The following is a 17520-nucleotide window of genomic DNA, read 5'->3' on the forward strand; positions in this document are numbered from 1 at the left end:
CGCGCGTTCGGCGACGCGACCGGCGACGTTCATGACCGTAGGGCCAGGCGTCACCGGCCGACGCCGCGCCCGGTGACGCTCATGACCGTGAGGACTTAGGCGTCCCCGCCGGAGGCGTTGTTCGGCGATGCGACGGTGCGGGCGGTGACCCGGCCGCCGGCCAGGATCTGCATCATCACGTCCTGGCTCGCGCCGGAGCGGGTGGCGGGACGCGGCGTGCGGCCCACCGACTTGGCGACCGCGGGACGGACGCCGCGCCCGGCGGGCCTGCGCCCGCGCCGCCCCGTGGGCCGCCGCCGCACCGCGACGGTCACCCAGTGCTGCTCGGCGTCGGCGCCCCACTGCTCCTGGTGGAACCAGTAGCGCTGGCGCCCGCTCGGCGCGGTGCCGACCACCTGCAGCGGTTCCAGCACGGTGTCCAGCTGTTCGAAGCTGACCTCGCCGTCGTCACCGGCGCAGCGGGTGAAGGCCTCCTTCAGCGTCCACATCCGCAGCAGCTGCTCACCCTGGTCGTCGGCCTCCATCAGGCGGGCGTGCTCGGCGGCCGACAGCACGGTCCAGGGCAGCGACGCGCCCTCCCGGCCGGCCGGTTCCAGATCCACCCCGATGTCGTATGCGTCCGAAACCGCCACCGCGATCGCCGAGTCGGTCTGCGACACGCTCACGTCGATGCCGAGCAGCGGCCCGGAGACGGTGAGCTTGCCGAATCCTCCGTAGTGCAGGCTCCAGTTGCGCGGCGCGACCTCGCCGTGCCACTCGATCGACAGGATCATGCGGACCAGTGCCCGGGTGACGATGAAGGAGCTGCGGCGCTCGCTCGAGCGCATGCTCTCGGCCTCGGCGCGCTCGGCCGCGCTGAGGAACTGCGCCAGGTCCTTCTCCCGGCGCCGGCACGCGGCCAGCGCGAACAGCGAGACCGCCACGCCCGCCGGCCGCCGCCGCCGCGGTGCGGGGGTGGCTCGCAGCTCGGTGAGCAGGGCCCGGGCCGCGGCCCGGGAACCGGCCCGGGGACCGGACGCGCAGGGCGTGGGCCGGGTCCGGCGCGGTGCCGCGGGCAGCGGCTCGCACACCTGCCGGGCCGGGTTGCCGGTCCAGTCCTCGCCGTCGGGGATCTGCTCGCCCTTCATCAGGAACGAGTGCGCGCCGACCACCGCGTCCTCGCCGACGGTGACGCCGTAGTGCACGAACGCCTTGACGCCGAGAGTGGCGCCGGAGCCGATGACGGTCGGCTCGGACCGGAACATGCCGTCCTCCTGGGAGTGGCACTGGATCACCACGCCGGAGTTGAGGCAGGCGTCGTCGCCGATGGTCATCATGGTCCGTTCGGACATGTAGGCGCCGTCGTCGTACACCCGCTTGCCCATCTTGACGCCCAGCAGCCGCCACATGATCGGCCGGAACGGGGTGCCCGCGAACGGGACCGGCGCCTCCAGCTTCCACAGCCGCTCGTGCCACCAGTAGTACGGGTCGTAGATGGAGCAGCGTCGTGGGCGCAGCCGCCGGAATCCGCCGACCAGCCGCTCCACCAGCACGCTGTAGCACAGCTGGAACACCAGCATGACCACCATCGCGGCCGGGATGACCAGCACGCTCCACTCGGAGTAGTTGTCCAGCGCGGCGGCGAGCACCACCAGGCCGACGGCCGCCGACAGCCAGCTCACGAACAGGAACCAGGCCATCGAGCGCAGGTTGTACCGGTTCTTCATGGTCAGCGCGCGGCGCAGCGCGTCACCGGTGGGCGCCTCGCAGCCGGCCTCCCGGGCCACGACCCGGGCGATCGGGAACGACGGCGAGCCGAGCAGGCCGCTGTCGTAGCGGATCGGGCCGTCGGTGGGCACCGTCGCCTTGGTCGCGTAGAGCACGTTCTGGCCGACGGCGTGGTCGGCCGGGAAGGTGACGTCGTTGCCGACGAAGGAGCGTGCGCCGATGGCGACCCGCGACATCTTGAACGAGGTGGGCGAGTAGTCGGCGTTCACCATGGACAGGCCGTCGGACACCATGGTGCCGGTGCCGATGGTGCACAGGAACGGCGAGTCGAACCGGAACTCGATGCCGAAGTTGGACCCGGTCTGCACGACCTGCTGCAGGTCGACGCCGATCCAGCGCAGGTAGTTCACGACGTACGAGCTGTCGCCGAACAGGCGCATGAACAGCGCGGAGTTGGTCATGCCGGAGATCGTCGAGGCGAGCCAGTACCGGAAGCTGTAGAGCGGGTAGACCGTGTCCGGCTTCCAGAGCAGGTTGAGCAGGCGCGGGATGACCACGATGGAGGCCAGGCCGGTCAGCAGCGCGATCACGAAGAGCACCGCCGAGGCCAGCACCAGGTCCAGGTAGATCATGCTGCTGATGGTGAACGGCTTGCGGTCGACCAGGCCGCGCAGCATCGGCACCTGGGTGACCAGCGCGACCAGCGCGCCGAACACCAGCGGGCCGCGGGTGAGCACCTGGTTGGCGATCTTGACGCCGGAGTAGACCGTCTTGCGCAGCCAGCCGCAGCTGCGGGCGGGGACCGCCGGCAGTCCGGGGTGGCCGGGCTGGGCGGGCATGCCCTGCCAGCTCTCCCCGGCCGGCACCACGTAGCCGGGGGGCAAGGTCGAGGAGTGCCCGAGCCGCGCGCCGTCGCCGATGGTGGAGTTGATGTCCAGCGCGGTGTGCTCGCCGACGATCACGTCGCTGCCGATGGTGATCCGGCCGGTCTGGATGTAGCCGGACTGGGCGCGGTAGCCCATGAAGTAGCAGTCCTTGCGGATGACGGTGTTGTCGCCGATCGTCAGCAGGTCGGTGCAGATCGGCATGACCGGCGACAGGATCACCACGTTGCGGCCGATCCTCGCACCGAGCAGGCGCAGGTACCACGGGTACAGCGGGGTGCCGTAGAACATCAGCAGGCGGCTGGCGCCCATGCACATGCGCACGTACCAGAAGCGCAGGTATTTCAGCCCCCACAGGGGTATCTCCTGCTCCTTCCACCGCCCGATGAGCAGCCATTTCATCGCGATCGGGTAGATGGTCAGGATCAGGAAGCCGGTGATGCTGAACGCCGCCGAGCGCAGGTACAGGTCGAGGTAGCCGTTGGCGGCGGCCATGAAGCGGAACGCGAAGATGAGCAGGAAGCCGCCCATCACCGCGGAGCCCAGCCCCATCAGCAGCTGCGCGGCTCCGCACGCCCAGTACTGCAGCGAGCTCGCCCGGCGGGCCACCCGGCCCGGGACGGGCGCGGTGCGCGGGCGCACCTCCTCGGCGACCGGGGCGACCGCGGCGGCCAGCGCCCGTACCGTCGGGTACACGTACACGTCGCGCATGGACACCGAGGGCAGGTCGGCGCGCTGCCGCACCCGGGCGCAGAACCGTGCCATGAGCAGCGAGTCCGCGCCCACCTCCTCGAAGAAGTGGCTCTCCACGCCGACCCGGTCCACCCGGACGATCTCGGCCAGCACCTCGGCGTACCCCTGCTCGACCGGGGTGGCGGCTTCGGCCTCGGTGGGCGGGGCGGCCAGCCGGCGGTTGCTCGGCGGCGGCAGGCTCTTGCGGTCGGCCTTGTCGCTGGGCAGCATCGGGATCGCGTCGAGCTGCTCCAGGTACGACGGGATCATGTATCCCGGCAGCCGTTCGCGCAGCCACGCGTAGATCTGCTGGCGGTCCAGCGCGACGGTGTCGTTGCGCAGGCTGTAGTAGCCGACCAGCTCGGTCACGCCCGGTTCGGGGCTGTGCGTGTCGACGACGGCCTGGGCGATGCCGGGCACCTGCAGCAGCACCGACTCGATCTCGGTCAGCTCGATGCGGTAGCCGCGGATCTTCACCTGGGTGTCGATGCGACCGAGGTATTCGATCTCGCCGGCTTCGTTGACCCGGCCCAGGTCACCGGTGCGGTAGATACGCCCGGACGGGTTGTTGGCGATGTTCAGGAAGTCGGGGATGAAGGCGCGTTCGGTCTGGTCGTCGCGGTTGACGTAGCCGACGGCCAGGCCGACGCCCGCGATGCCGATCTCACCCAGCTCGCCCGGGGGCAGGGCGCGGGGGGAGTCGGGGTCGAGGATGACCGTGGCGTACGTCGGCAGCGGCAGGCCCAGCGTGATCGGCTTGTCCGGGTGCACCGGCGTCCAGGTCGCGGTGACGGTCGCCTCGGTGGGCCCGTACACGTTGAGGAAGCGGCGGTTCGGGCGGTGCCAGCGGGTGACCAGGTCCTGCGGGCAGGCCTCGCCGGAGACCAGCAGGAAGCGCAGCTCGGGCAGGTCCTCGTCGAGTGTGGCCAGCAGCGTCGGCACGCAGCACATCGCGGTGACCTCACGCGCGGTGAGGAACTCCCACAGGTCCCGGCCGAGCAGGCCGGCCCCGCCGGGTTTGGGCACCAGGGTCGCGCCGACCATCCAGGACACCCAGATCTCCTCGACCGAGAAGTCGAAGGCGATGGTCATGCCCTGGTACATCCGGTCCTCCGGGCGCACCCCGTAGAGCTCGGCGGCGACCCGGACGAAGTTCACGATGGCGGCGTGCTCGACGGCGACGCCCTTGGGCCGGCCGGTGGACCCGGAGGTGTAGATGATGTACGCCAGCTCGTCGACGGGCTCGCCGCGTTCCTCGACGGCCAGCCGGTCCTCGGCGGCGGCCGCCAGCTCCGCGGTGATCTCGTCGAGGCAGAGCACCTCGGCCTCGGTGATCTCGGCCAGGTGCGCGCGCAGGTGCGACATCGACAGCACCAGCCGCGCCCCGGAGTCGCCGACGATGTAGGCCAGCCGGTCGGCGGGGAAGCCGGTGTCCAGCGGCACGTACGCGGCGTGGATCTTCCCGATGGCGAGCATGCCGACGTACGACTGCACGGGCTGGTCGAACAGCAGCGCGATGCGATCGCCGGGCCGGGCCCCGCGGCTGATCAGGTGCCGGGCGAGCTGGTTGGCGCGCGCGTCGACCTGGTCGTAGGTGAGCGCTTCCTCCCCGGTGTCCACGGCGAGCTGCTCGCCCCGGCCGTACCGGCGCAACCGGTCGCACTGCTGCTCGAACAGCTGCGGCAACCGCTCCCCCGGCTGCCAGCGCGGCTCGTGCGCGTAGCCAGGGCAGGTCAGCACCAGACCGCCGTTGCGACCGGGTTCGACGTCAGGGAACTCGGGAAGATCATTGACATCGAGGACGCGTGTGCTCATGGGCTTCTCCCTCCGCGGACGACATGGACGGCTGAGTGAACGGGTGGCCCGCCAGGGGCGGGAGGACCGCGTTCGGTGAAGGCGGCTGCTGATCCGGCGCGCCGTGGCAGGCGGCGCGCCGGTCAGCCGCATTCGGTCGGGGCGCCTCTCGGCGCGCCGGTGCTCAGCCCATGCCGTCCGCTCCCGCGCGTGCGCTCGCCGGCTCGTCCGCCTCGGCGCCCGGGCGGCACGACTCCTCGATGGCGTCGATGACGATGCCGCAGGCGATGTCGACGACCTCGGCGGTCACGTTCAGCGGCGGCAGGATCCGGATGACGCAGTCGTCGCGCCCGCCGAGTTCGACGATCAGACCGCGGCGCAGGGCACGGGCCTGCACCTGACGGGCCAGCTGCCCGGCCGAGCGCCCGTCGCCGGGGTCGGCCAGCTCCACGCCCCACATCAGGCCTCGGCCGCGCACCTCGCGCACCACCGGGTGGCCTTGCAGTTCGGCGAAGCGGTCGGCCACCTGCGCCCCGCGCTCGCGCACGTTGGCCAGGATCTGGTCGCGGTGCAGGATCCGGACCGCCTCCGCCCCCGCGGCGAAGGCGAGCTGGTTGCCCCGGAAGGTGCCGGTGTGCGCGCCGGGCTGCCAGACGTCCAGCCGCTCGTCGTACATGATCAGCGCGACGGGCGTGCCGATGCCGGACAGCGCCTTCGACGCGACGATCACGTCGGGCTCGATGTCGTACTGCTCGAACGCGAACCAGGTGCCGGTGCGGCCGCACCCGGTCTGCACCTCGTCGACGATCAGCGGGATGTCCAGCGACCGGGTCAGCGCCCGCACCCGCCGGACGAAGTCACGCGTGGCCGGGATGACCCCGCCCTCGCCCTGCACCAGCTCCAGGATGACCGCGGCGGGACGCGCGACGCCGCCGTTCGGGTCGAGCAGCGACTTCTCCAGCAGCCCGGCGCAGTTGGTCTCGCAGCTGTCCGGTCGCAGACCCAGCGGGCAGCGGCCGCAGTACGAGTACGGGAAGAAGTGCACGCCCGGCATGCCGTTGGCGATCGGGCGCTTCTGCGAGACCAGCCCGGACATGGCCATCGCGGCGGAGCTGCCGCCGTGGTAGCCGCCCTGGAACGAGACGATGTCGCCGCGGCCGGTGGCGGTCTTGCACAGCTTGATCGCGGCCTCGATGGCGTTGGCTCCGGTCGGGCCGCAGAAGTGCACGCGCATGCGTTCACGCAGGCCAGGGGCCAACATTGACAGCTGGGCCTCGATGAACTCGTCCTTGGCGGGGGTCGGGAAGTCCAGCGCGTGGGTCAGCCGGCCCAGCTGGGACGTGACCACCCGCACCAGCTCGGGGTGGTTGTGGCCGAGTGACAGCACGCCCGCGCCGGTCAGGAAGTCGATGAACACATTGCCGTCGACATCGCGCACGAAGCTGCCGGAACCCTCGGCGATGGCGATCGGGATGTTGCGGGGATAGGTACGCGCGTTGGACTCGCGGCGCTGCTGGCGCTCCAGCAGCTCGGCCGAACGTGGTCCGGGCAGGTCGCAGTGGACGGACGGCCCGGTCAATGCGTCAGGCTCGCTGAGCATCGTCATTGGTTCTCCTCAGGCGGGACACGGTGGCGCCGGGAGGCATCCACCTGGACGAGCGGCCCACACACTCCGCCTGGATGGAGGAGCGCGGTGCCATAACGATTACCAAATGAAATCGTTAGCTCACCCTCCGTGATGCTACCGATCGGCTGATCGCTTGCTCCGGATTTCAGAAGGTTCGTCCGGTCTGCTATGGACCGAACGACGGAATCCGGTCCGGACGCCTGCGCGAGGCTGCGCGAAACTGGTATACGAATAGGCAGGTCAACAGGCCTGCAAGCGGCGTGTCGGGCCCGGCGTGGCGGACCCCACTAACATGCGCGTATGTCCCGCACCTCGTACGCGCTCGCCGCGCTCGCCGCAACGGCCCTCACCCTCACCGGGTGCACCTCCACAGCGGACGACAAGACGCCGCCCGCCGACCTGCCCGCCGCGCAGACCCTGCTGGTCGACGGGGCCAAGGCGATGGCCGAGGTCAAGTCCGCGCACTTCGTCATCGACGTCAACGGCAAGATCAGCGGTCTCAGCCTCAAGCGCGCCGAGGGCGACCTCACCCAGGCGGGCTCCGCACAGGGCACCGCCTCCATCGAGCAGTTCGGCCAGGCGATCGAGGCGCAGTTCGTCATCGTCGGCTCCGACCTCTGGCTGAAGGCCGCCACCGGCGGCTTCCAGAAGTTGCCGCTCGCCGCCGCGGCCACCGTGTACGACCCCTCGGCCATCCTCGACCCGAACCGCGGCGTCGCGAAGCTGCTCAGCAGCGTCAAGACGGCCACCACCCAGGCCAAGGAGACGGTGGACGGCAAGGAGACGTACAAAATCCAGGTCGAGCCGGACCCGGTCGCGCTGGCCGCGCTGATCCCCGGCGTCGGCACCGGCGTCACCGGGCACGTCTGGCTCGACGCCACCAGCAAGCAGCTGGTCAAGGGCGAGTTCAACATCCCCGCCAAGGGCAGCGACCCGGCCGGCACGGTCACCGTGACCTTCACCAAGTACAACGACCCGGTGACGATCAGTGCGCCCTGATCACGACGCCACGGGCGGCGGGGCGGCCCTCGGCAAGCACCGCCTCGCCGTCGGCATGGGCGGCCTCGCGGTGCTGCTCGGCGCGCTCGACGCGTACGTGCTGGTCTCGGTGCTGATCGACATCGTCAACGACCTCGGCATCCCGATCAACCACCTGGAACGGGCCACCCCGCTGGTCACCGGCTACCTGCTCGGCTACGTCGCGGCGATGCCGCTGCTGGGCAGCCTGTCCGACCGGTACGGCCGCCGGGTCCTGATCCTCGCCTGCCTGGCCGCGTTCGCGGTCGGCTCCGTGGTCACCGCCACCGCGACCGACCTGGTCCCGCTGGTCGCCGGGCGGGCGCTACAGGGCATGGCCGGCGGCGCGCTGCTGCCGGTGACCATGGCGCTGATCGCCGACCTGTTCCCGCCCGCCACCCGGCCCGCCGCCCTCGGCTGGGTCGGCGCGGCACAGGAGCTGGGCGCGGTGCTCGGCCCGCTGTTCGGCGCGGGTGTGGCGCTCTGGATCGGCTGGCGCGGCATCTTCTGGATCAACATCCCGCTGGCCGTGCTCATCGGCGTCGCGGTCTGGCTGCTGGTGCCGCCGCACCGCCCCGACCCCACCGCTCCCCCGCGCCGCGTCGACGTCGTCGGCGGGCTGCTGCTCGCCCTCGTCCTCGGCCTGTGCGTCATCGGCCTGTACAACCCCGACCCGGCGCACGCCGTGCTGCCGAGCTGGGGACCCGCGGTGCTCGGCGCGGCCGCCGTCGCCTTGGTCGCGTTCGTCGGCTGGGAGTGGCGCGCGCGCACCCGCCTGCTCGACCCGGCCGGCGTCGCCATGGGACCGCTGCTGGCCACCCTGGCCGCCAGCGCCTGCGCGGGGGCCGCGCTCATGGTCACCCTGGTGAACGTGGAGCTGGTCGGGCACACCCTGCTCCGGCTGGACAGCCTGGACAGCACGCTGCTGCTGACCCGGTTCCTGGTCGCGCTGCCGGTCGGCGCGGTGCTCGGCGGGCTGCTGCTGCGCCGCCTCAGCGAACGCCTGCTCACCGTCGTCGGCCTGGCCGGCTCCGCCGGGGCGTACCTGCTGATCGCCGGCTGGCCCGCCGACCTGGTCGCCGCCCGGCACGAACTCGGCCCGGTCAGCCTGCCCCGGCTCGACACCGACCTGGTGCTGGCCGGACTCGGGCTCGGCCTGGTCATCGCCCCGCTGTCGGCACTCGTGCTGCGCATCGTGCCGGCCGTCCAGCACGGCGTCGCCTCCGCCGCGGTGGTGGTCGCCCGGATGATGGGCATGCTGCTCGGCGTCGCCGCGCTGACCGCCTGGGGCCTGCACCGCTTCCAGGAGTTCACCAAGGACCTGCCCACGCCGCTGCCGTTCGGCATGACCGAGGACGAGTTCCGGCGCGCGCTGGCGGCCTACCAGACCGCCCTCGATGGCGCGCTGCGCGCCGAGTACCGCGAGATCTTCCTCGGCACCGCCGCGATCTGCCTGCTCGGCGCCCTCGCCGCCCTCGGCATGCGCACCCGCCGCGACCCGGCCACACCCCCCACCGACCCCGCCCCCGCCCCAGCCGAGCCAGCCCTCAACAAAGCGTGACCCCCACGCTCACCGTCCCCCCGCACGCCGCACGCCCCGCTCCGCGCTCCCCGCGCTGCATGCGAAGGAAGGGCACCTTCTTAACGCTTAGCGTTAAGAAGGTGCCCTTCCTAACTCCCGTGGGCCCGCGTCGCGGCGGAGATCGCCGTTTGGTGTCAGAAACCGAGGTCTGACCGTAAGTTTCGACACCGAACAGCGATCTCGCGCATCCGACGGCAGGCGCGGCGCGGCTCAGTGGGTGCCCGGGTCAGGGCTTGGCGGCCTTGGCGTCGGCCTTCATCTGCTTCTTGAACTCGCGGACCTTGGCCAGCGACGCGGCGTCGCGGATGTCGGCGACCGAGCGCAGCGAGCCGTCCTCGCCGTACACCCCGGCGGCCTCGCGCCACCCCTCGGGCTGCACGTCGAACTGCTTGCCCAGCAGCGCGATGAAGATCTGCGCCTTCATCTTGCCGAAGCCGGGCAGCGCCGACAGGCGCTTGAACAGGTCCTTGCCGTCCTTCGCCCCGGTCCAGATCGTGGCGGCGTCGCCGTCGTAGTCGTCGACGATGGCGCGGGCGAGCTTCTGCGTGCGCTCGGCCATCGAACCGGGGAAGCGGTGGATCGCGAGCGGCATCGCGAACAACTCGGCGAACGCGGCCGGGTCGTAGTCGGCGATCTGTGTCGCGTCGAGCCGCTGCACGCCCATCCGCTCGGCAAGCCGGTACGGCCCCACGAACGCCTTCTCCAGCGGGATCTGCTGGTCCAATAGCATGCCGACCACCCGAGCAAGTGGGTCATCAAGAAGGAGTTCATCCGCCGCAGCGTCCTGCGCCAACCACAACTTCGCCATGGTCACAGGATCTCAGAAGGACTGTCTTGTCCAGGGACCACCCACGAGAACCGCGTGTGCGATCGGGTCGTGTCGCAGCGTCTCGTCAGCGGCGTATCCACCGCTGTCGCACCCCGGGTAGTACTACGAGTAGCATAGGAATAGTCCTTCGGGTAGCATTTCATCCATGAAACTGAGCGTCAGCCTGCCGGAGGAAGACATCGACTTCATCGATGACTACGCCGGCCGGCGTGGCAGTGCTTCTCGGTCCGCGGTTCTTCATCGCGCCATCGACCTGCTGCGCGCGAGTGAACTCGAAGACGCCTACGCGGCGGCCTTCGACGAGTGGGACGCCAGCGAAGATGGCGAGCTCTGGAGCGCCACCGCCGCCGATGGGCTGGCTGATGCAGCGCGGTGACGTTTATCTGGTCGACCTCGACCCGGCCCAGGGAGCTGAGTCCGACAAGGTCCGACCGGCGGTTCTCGTGGGCAACACCGTGGCCAACCGCACCGCCGAACGAAACGGCCGCGGGGTCGTCACGCTCGTCCCGGTGACCTCCAACGTCGAACGGATCTATCCGTTCCAGGCCTTGATCTCAGCGGGTGAAGGCGGGCTGGCCCGCGATTCGAAGGCACAGGCGGAACAGGTCAGGTCTGTCGACTGTGCGCGCCTGCGCAAACGGCTGGGCAGCCTGCGTCCCGACACGCTCCGCAGACTGGACGCCGCGTTACGCGTACACCTAGATCTTTAGGGGTCATGCCGGGCGGGGAACCGCGGTGCGTGACCACCAGGGGTGGGTGGCCAGGCCGCCGAGCAGGCAGCCGATCGCGTTGACCAGGACGTCGTCCACGCTGAACACGCGGTTCGTGACGAACAGCAGCTGGGTCACCTCGATCGCCAGCGAGCACGCCGCCCCGAGCAGCAGCAGCCGGGCAGGCGAGGCGAGGGCGGCGAACCGCACCGGTGCCCCCACCCCCAGCGCGAAGAACACCAGCAGGTTGCCGCCCACCTGCGCGATCACCCACGGCAGCGGCCGGGTGAAATAGGAGCCCAGGTCACTCAGCGGCACCAGGTACACCATGGTCGTGCCGGGCGGCACCTGCTGCGGGGTCAGGGTCATCCACAACCAGGGCAGCGTGCCCAGCACCATCACGCCCTCGGCCAGCGACCACCGCCACGCGCGGGCCCGCGACACGCCCGCCCGGGACCGGCGCCGGACCATCCCGGCGACGACCAGCAGGGCCAGGGGCACCAAAGCCGCTGTGGTGATCCATACGGTGTGCCAGAGCTCCCATACCTGCGCCATGCGCCGGAGGGTAGTGCACGATGTTGTGGTGCAGACGCTGCTGGAGACCGCTGACATCGATCATCTGCGGGACGCGCTGACCCGGGCCGGGTTCACCGCCTCGGGCATCGCGGCGCGGCTGGGGCCGCAGGCGGCCGCCGACGCGGGCCGCAGCGACTTTCGCGCCGCGCTGCGGATCACCGATTCGGGTGCTCCGCTGGACACCCTGATCAGGCTGTTCATCTGCGGGCAGACCGAGCCGGAGGCGGCGGTGGCCGCCGCGCTGGCCCCGCTGCCGGTCGCCGCGGCCCGCGCGGCCGGGCTCCTGGTGCAGGGCGACGGCGGGCTCGCGGCGGGCGTCGATCTGGAGCCGTACGGCGACTGGTGGGTCCTGTCCGATCTGCCCGCCCAGCCTGGCCGCCAGCTGCCCGCCGACCATGTGCTCGGGGTCGGCGGCGCGTCCACGACGCTGGCCGGCGCGACGGTGCGCACGCCCGTCGGCACCGCGCTCGACCTGGGCACCGGCTGCGGTGTGCAGGCGCTGCACCTGAGCACGCACGCGCGCGCGGTCACCGCCACCGACCTGTCGCCGCGTGCGCTGCGCTTCGCCGCGACGACGGCCGCGCTCAACGGCCTGAGCTGGGAGCTGCTGCAGGGCGACATGCTGGCGCCGGTCGCGGACCGCCGGTTCGACCTCGTGGTCAGCAACCCGCCGTTCGTGGTCGGGCCCGGCCTGGCCACGCACGTCTACCGCGACTCCGGCCGCGCCGGCGACGGCGTCTGCGCCGAGCTCGCCGGGGCCGCGCCGACGTTGCTGGCCGAGGGCGGCACGCTGCAGTTCCTGGCGAACTGGGTGCATGTGAAGGGCGAGGACTGGGAGGACCGTGTCGCGGGCTGGTTCGCGGGCACCGGCATGGACCTGTGGGCGATCCAGCGTGAGGTCAGCGACCCGCTGGACTACGTACGCCTGTGGCTGGCCGACGCGAGCGAGAAGCACGACGCGCAGCGGGCGGCGCAGTGGCTGGACTGGTTCGCCGCGCACGGCGTCGAGGCGATCGGCTTCGGCCTGGTCACGGCACGCAACAACGGCAAGGCCGACCCGTCGGTGGTCTGCGAGGACCTGCGCCAGCAGGTGCAGGCCCCGCTCGGCGACCGCGTCGCGGAATGGTTCACCCGCCGCGACTGGCTCGACGCCCACGACCGCGAGCAGCTGCTGGCCGCCCGCTACCGCCGCGTCGACGGCCTCCAGCTGCGCCAGGAGGCCACCATGGGCGACGACGGCTGGATGGTCGACCGCCAGCTCCTGGCCATGCCCGAAGGCCTGCGCTGGGTCGAGGAGATCGACCCCCTCATCCTCGCCCTGGTCAGCGGCTCCAACGGCGACCTCCCCCTCCGCGACCAGATCGCCCTCCTCGCCACCGCCCACGAAGCCCCCCTCGACGCCCTCTCCGAAGCCCTCCTCCCCGTCATCGACCACCTCGTCGAACGCGGCCTCCTCCTCCCCACCTCCTGACCGGTTGATCATGAACTTATGGCAAGGTTCGACGGTGTGTCGCCGACCTAACTTCATGATCGACGCAGGGAGAGGGGTGCGCCGGTGCGCGCGGTAGTGCAGACGGTCAGCCGGGCGAGTGTGACGGTCGACGGCGAGGTGGTCGGGGAGATCAAGGACGGGCTGCTGGTGCTGCTGGGGGTGACGCACGACGACACCCAGGCCACCGTCGAGACGATGGCCCGCAAGGTGTACGAGGTGCGCCTGCTCGACGGCGAACGCAGCGCCTCCGACGTCGGCGCGCCACTGCTGGTGGTCAGCCAGTTCACCCTCTACGGCGACGCCCGCAAGGGCCGCCGCCCCACCTGGCAGGCCGCCGCCCCCGCCGAGGTCGCCGAGCCGATGGTCACCGCCTTCGTCGCGGCCCTGCGCGCCCGCGGCGCCACCGTCGAAACGGGACGCTTCCGCACCCACATGCTGGTCGAATCCGTGAACGTCGGCCCCAACACCCTGATCCTCGACCTCTGACCCCACCCCGCCCGGCCACCGGCCAGGGCTAGTTGATCATGAACTTATGGCGGCGACACGCCGTCGAGCCGTGCCATAAGTTCATGATCAACCCGGCGAAGTGCGGTCAGAACAGGGGGCCTTTGCGGGCGGTGGATTGGGCTAGCCAGTCGGTGAGGAGGCCGCGCCAGTCGGTGTCGGCGATGGTGGCGGGGTCGACCGTGAATCGGCCGAAGATGTCGCGGTCGGCCAGCGGGCCGACTTTTCTGTCCAGTTCCATCACGACGTGGAGCTTGCGGTCGGTGGCGACGAAGGTGACCTCGAGGTTGCGCAGCTGGGCGGCGTACGCCGTGCCGGGCAGGAACTCGATCTCCTGGTAGAACGGCAGCGTCTGCGGCAGCCCGCGCAGGCGGCCCCGTTCGACGTCGGCCTTCACGAACTGGAAGCCGAGCTTCACCAGTGCGTCGAGGATGTGCTGCTGGGCGGCCGTCGGATCGATCTCGACCGGATCCAGGTCGGTGCGGTCGACCTCGCGCGCGACCTCCAGCTCGGTGCGCAGCCCGACGTTCATCCCGGCCAGCGGCTGCCCGAAGGCACGGGTCAGCGGGGTCTCCAGCGGCACGTCACAGGTGATGTCGAATATCCGACGCTCCCGCGCGGCCAGCGTGAAACCCTCCACCACCTTCTGCCGGCTGATCTCTCCCGTGGACTGGTCACCGAGCAGGCCGCCCTGCACACCGACGTCGGTGACCAGCGCCAACGCGATGTATCCGATGGACACCTGGTGATCCCCGCCGGTGACCTCGACCGTGCCGCTGAGTTTGCCGCCGGGCTTGGCCCGCGACACCTTCAACTCCGTACGCACCGACGGTCCGCCGACCCCGAACATGCGCATCAGGCGCTTCACGACCACACGTCCCTCCCCTGTCCGCCCCATGGTGGCAGATTCACGAAATCGTCTCACCGCCGTCTCACGCGCCATACACCAAGCTGTCCAGTACACAAGGCGACACGGGGAGGACAGCGATGAGCGACGAGAGCATGAACGCAGTGGCCGTACTGGACAGCGCGCCCGCCGATCTGGACGAGACCGACGAGCGGGGCGTCTCGACCGACCTCGTCCGCGCGTACCTCAACCTGATCGGCCGGACGAAGCTGCTGACCGCCGAGCAGGAGGTCTCGCTGGCGCGCCGGATCGAGGCCGGCCTGATGGCCGAGTACGTGATGGAGCGCGACGGCATCGAGCACGACCGGGACCTGGAGACCGTGATCCGTGAGGGCCACGCCGCCAAGGACCACCTGCTGGAGGCGAACCTGCGCCTGGTGGTCAGCATCGCCAAGCGCTACACCGGCCGCGGCATGGCGTTCCTGGACCTGATCCAGGAGGGCAACCTCGGACTCATCCGCGCCGTCGAGAAGTTCGACTACACCAAGGGCTACAAGTTCTCCACGTACGCCACCTGGTGGATCCGCCAGGCGATCACCCGCGCCATGGCCGACCAGGCCCGCACCATCCGCATCCCGGTGCACATGGTGGAGCAGGTCAACCGCATGGTCCGGGTGCGCCGCGACCTGGCCAGCGCGGTCGGTCGCGAGCCGTCCATCGCGCAGATCGCGGTCGCGCTGGAGATCCCGGAATACCAGGTCATCGAGCTGATCTCGTACGACCGCGAGCCGGTCAGCCTGGACCAGGCCGTCGGCGAGGACGGCGAGAGCGCGCTGGGCGACTTCGTCGCCGCGGTCGACCCGCGCGGTGACGCCGCCGACGCGCTGGCCCAGGGTCAGTTGCGCGACGAGGTCGAGATCGTGCTGTCCACCCTGTCGCAGCGCGAGCAGGCCGTGATCCGGCTGCGCTTCGGCCTGGACGACGGCCGCCAGCGCACCCTGGACGAGGTCGGCAAGGAGTTCGGCCTGTCCCGCGAGCGCATCCGCCAGATCGAGAAGACCACGCTGCTGAAGCTGCGCAGCGGCGAGCGCGCCGAGCGCCTGTCGGTGTACGCCGCCTGACGTCTTCCCAGCTGAACCGCACGGCCCCGGTCGCCTGACCGGGGCCGTGCGCCGTTACCCTCCCCGTCGCTCAACCTTTCCGGCTGCTCGCGTGTTCGGTGAGGTGAACACACGAGGGGAGAGCGATCCGATGCCCGACGACGACTTCCAGGCGTTCGTGGAGCAGCGCTACACCGCGCTGTTACGCACGGCGTACCTGCTGTGCGGATCTCGCGACCGCGCCGAGGACGTGCTGCAGAACGCGCTCGCCGCCGCGCTGCCCAAATGGCGGCGCATGGAGCACCCGGAGGCGTACCTGCGCCGGGTGATGGTCAACCAGCTCGCCAACGACTGGCGGCGGCCGATCCGCGAGATCGTCACCGCGGCCCTGCCGGACCGGGCGCGCCACACCGGCGACGCCGTCGAGGAGCGCGACGAGCTGTGGAGCGCGCTGCGCCGCCTGCCCGTGCGCATGCGCGCCGTGCTGGTGCTGCGCTACTGGGAGGACCGGTCGGAGCAGGAGACCGCGCAGATCCTCGGGGTGACCGTGGGCACCGTCAAGAGCCACTCCTCGCGCGGCCTGGCCCGGCTGCGCGAGCTGATCGAGCCGGGCACGTCGGCCGCTCTCACCACCGCGAACGGGGGTAACTGACATGATCGAGGAACTTCGGGCGACTTTGGACCGGCACGCCGCAGAGGTGACACCGCAGCCCGACCCGTACCCCCGGGTGGTCAGCCGGCACCGCCGGCAGCGCCGCCGCGTCACCGCCGCGATCGCGGCCCTCGCCATGCTGCTGGTCGTCGCACCGGGCGCCTGGCTGCTCGGTCGGCCGCAGCCCTACCTGCCGGTCGCCGGACCGCCGCCGGCTGCGCTGCTGCCGCTGCTGAACTCCCCCACCCGCGGCAGCCTCGCCGCGGACAACGCCTACATCGAGTCGCTGCGGCAGCTGGTGGCGGAGGACGACACGAACAGCGACGGCGGATCGCGGCTGCCCGACGATCCGGGCCGGATCAAGGTGCTCTTCGCCGGGGACATCGGTGCGCGGCGCATCGCGGTGGTCGCCGGTGTGGACGGCAAGCCGCTGGTGGCGGCGTACCAGGGCAAGCCTGGAGACGATGCCGACGAGCTGTCGCCCACCATGCTCGCCGTGCTGGAACCGGCGCTGGGCACGGGCTTCGCCATGGACAACGGCAACGCCGAGCGGACCTACCTGCTGCTCGGGCCCGTCGGTGCGGTCTACGAGACGGCGGAGACCCGCTACACCGGCACCGGGATCCAGCGGAACTGGACGCGCCTCGACGCGCCCGACGGTTACGTCGGCATCGCCGACCTGGTCCGGCAGCAGCGCTTCCGGGTGCTCACCGGCGGCACCGTGCTCTACGAGACCGAGGGCGGCGCGGCGGCCGCGCCCGGAAGGACGGTCACGGTGGACCCGCAGCCGGCGGGTGGCCGGGGCAGCCCGATGCCCGCCGCCGCCACGCAGATCGCCAACAGCCTGGCCACAATGACCAGGCTGACCGGGCCGGACGTGACGTACCGGGTGCTGTGGAGTGATGAGATCGACATGCCGGGCACCAGCACCGGTCGGGCCGCCGTCGTCACCGTGCAGGCGGTCACCGCGGACGGCGGCGGTCCGTACAGCACCGGCACGATCGACACCGGGGAGGGCTATTACCGCGACCATCCTTCGGGTTACGGCATCGCCGGCGACGTGGAGCACAGCCTGCTGGCCATGCGGCTGCCGTGGTACCAGGTGGAGAGCGACCGGCTGCAGATCATCGCCCCGCCCGCCGCGGTGCGGGCCGAGGTGGTCCGCGACGGGCAGACGGCCGAGGCCACGCTCGTCAAGGGCGTGGGCGGGCTGGCGGTGCCACTGAACTCGCAGCTCACCATCCGGGTGTACGACGCCACCGGCGCGCTGCTGGCGACGAAGGACTACGCGGACCGCAACGAGTTCGGCTGCGACCGGTTCGACCCGGCCGCCTGCGCGACCGGGTCGCCGACCCCGTCCGCGACGGCGACCCCGTGGCCGGCGAACCCGGGCTTCGACGCCACGGTAGGACCTGTCGGCAATCGAGAGTGATGGCTGTCGCCCGGAATGCCCGGCCATGGCGCGAG

14 protein-coding genes are annotated in these 17520 nt (G+C 71.2%); 9 read left to right on the forward strand and 5 right to left on the reverse strand.

What is annotated here, in order from left to right; translation table 11 throughout:
• Nucleotides 1–95 precede the first annotated feature (95 nt).
• Entirely contained in the window at nucleotides 96–5138 is a 5043-nt protein-coding gene (locus tag F9C41_RS15005; RefSeq protein ID WP_155387376.1) for a Pls/PosA family non-ribosomal peptide synthetase, read from the reverse strand.
• Between the two features lie 163 nt (nucleotides 5139–5301).
• Entirely contained in the window at nucleotides 5302–6723 is a 1422-nt protein-coding gene (locus tag F9C41_RS15010; protein WP_155387377.1) for an aspartate aminotransferase family protein, read from the reverse strand.
• 321 nt (nucleotides 6724–7044) lie between these two features.
• On the opposite strand from F9C41_RS15010, the gene F9C41_RS15015 reads away from it, so the two are divergent.
• Both F9C41_RS15015 and F9C41_RS15020 read left to right on the forward strand, forming a co-directional pair.
• On the forward strand, nucleotides 7045–7743 hold the full coding sequence (locus F9C41_RS15015) for an LppX_LprAFG lipoprotein (RefSeq protein ID WP_155387378.1): 699 nt from the start codon (nucleotides 7045–7047) through the stop codon (nucleotides 7741–7743).
• Nucleotides 7733–9322 carry an MFS transporter gene (locus F9C41_RS15020; protein WP_230689609.1) on the forward strand — a complete coding sequence of 530 codons (1590 nt, stop codon included), beginning with the start codon at nucleotides 7733–7735 and terminating at the stop codon, nucleotides 9320–9322. The genes F9C41_RS15015 and F9C41_RS15020 overlap by 11 nt, the downstream gene beginning before the upstream one ends.
• 247 nt (nucleotides 9323–9569) lie before the next feature.
• Here the strand turns inward: F9C41_RS15020 and F9C41_RS15025 are convergent, their stop codons facing one another.
• Nucleotides 9570–10151: an HhH-GPD-type base excision DNA repair protein gene (locus F9C41_RS15025; protein WP_155387379.1), complete on the reverse strand. Its 582-nt coding sequence runs from the start codon at nucleotides 10149–10151 to the stop codon at nucleotides 9570–9572.
• 166 nt (nucleotides 10152–10317) lie between these two features.
• On the opposite strand from F9C41_RS15025, the gene F9C41_RS15030 reads away from it, so the two are divergent.
• A complete protein-coding gene (locus F9C41_RS15030) occupies nucleotides 10318–10548 on the forward strand; it encodes a ribbon-helix-helix domain-containing protein (RefSeq protein ID WP_155387380.1) in 231 nt (76 codons plus the stop codon).
• Nucleotides 10523–10882, forward strand: coding sequence for a type II toxin-antitoxin system PemK/MazF family toxin (locus F9C41_RS15035; protein ID WP_230689610.1), 360 nt, complete (start codon nucleotides 10523–10525; stop codon nucleotides 10880–10882). The genes F9C41_RS15030 and F9C41_RS15035 overlap by 26 nt, the downstream gene beginning before the upstream one ends.
• A gap of 3 nt (nucleotides 10883–10885) precedes the next feature.
• Here the strand turns inward: F9C41_RS15035 and F9C41_RS15040 are convergent, their stop codons facing one another.
• On the reverse strand, nucleotides 10886–11437 hold the full coding sequence (locus tag F9C41_RS15040) for a VanZ family protein (protein ID WP_155387381.1): 552 nt from the start codon (nucleotides 11435–11437) through the stop codon (nucleotides 10886–10888).
• Nucleotides 11438–11465: 28 nt separating this feature from the next.
• Here F9C41_RS15040 and F9C41_RS15045 point away from each other — a divergent pair, with 28 nt between their 5' ends.
• Together F9C41_RS15045 and dtd are read left to right on the forward strand one after the other, a co-directional pair.
• Nucleotides 11466–12929 (forward strand): DUF7782 domain-containing protein, encoded by a 1464-nt coding sequence (locus tag F9C41_RS15045; protein WP_230689611.1) that lies wholly within the window; start codon nucleotides 11466–11468, stop codon nucleotides 12927–12929.
• Between the two features lie 84 nt (nucleotides 12930–13013).
• Complete coding sequence (gene dtd, locus F9C41_RS15050; RefSeq protein WP_155387383.1) at nucleotides 13014–13436, forward strand: D-aminoacyl-tRNA deacylase; 423 nt, start codon at nucleotides 13014–13016, stop codon at nucleotides 13434–13436.
• Between the two features lie 106 nt (nucleotides 13437–13542).
• Here dtd and F9C41_RS15055 read toward each other — a convergent pair whose 3' ends face one another.
• On the reverse strand, nucleotides 13543–14328 hold the full coding sequence (locus tag F9C41_RS15055) for a sporulation protein (RefSeq protein ID WP_155387384.1): 786 nt from the start codon (nucleotides 14326–14328) through the stop codon (nucleotides 13543–13545).
• Nucleotides 14329–14441: 113 nt separating this feature from the next.
• Here F9C41_RS15055 and sigB point away from each other — a divergent pair, with 113 nt between their 5' ends.
• The 3 genes from sigB to F9C41_RS15070 all read left to right on the forward strand — a co-directional run bounded on the left by sigB (nucleotide 14442) and on the right by F9C41_RS15070 (nucleotide 17485).
• Complete coding sequence (sigB, locus tag F9C41_RS15060) at nucleotides 14442–15422, forward strand: RNA polymerase sigma factor SigB (RefSeq protein WP_230689612.1); 981 nt, start codon at nucleotides 14442–14444, stop codon at nucleotides 15420–15422.
• A 130-nt stretch (nucleotides 15423–15552) separates the two neighbouring features.
• On the forward strand, nucleotides 15553–16053 hold the full coding sequence (locus F9C41_RS15065; RefSeq protein WP_155387385.1) for a SigE family RNA polymerase sigma factor: 501 nt from the start codon (nucleotides 15553–15555) through the stop codon (nucleotides 16051–16053).
• Nucleotide 16054: 1 nt separating this feature from the next.
• Nucleotides 16055–17485 carry a hypothetical protein gene (locus F9C41_RS15070; RefSeq protein WP_155387386.1) on the forward strand — a complete coding sequence of 477 codons (1431 nt, stop codon included), beginning with the start codon at nucleotides 16055–16057 and terminating at the stop codon, nucleotides 17483–17485.
• Nucleotides 17486–17520: the final 35 nt, after the last annotated feature.

Origin of the sequence: Catellatospora paridis (assembly GCF_009720365.1) — a bacterium.
Classification (GTDB): domain Bacteria; phylum Actinomycetota; class Actinomycetes; order Mycobacteriales; family Micromonosporaceae; genus Catellatospora; species Catellatospora paridis.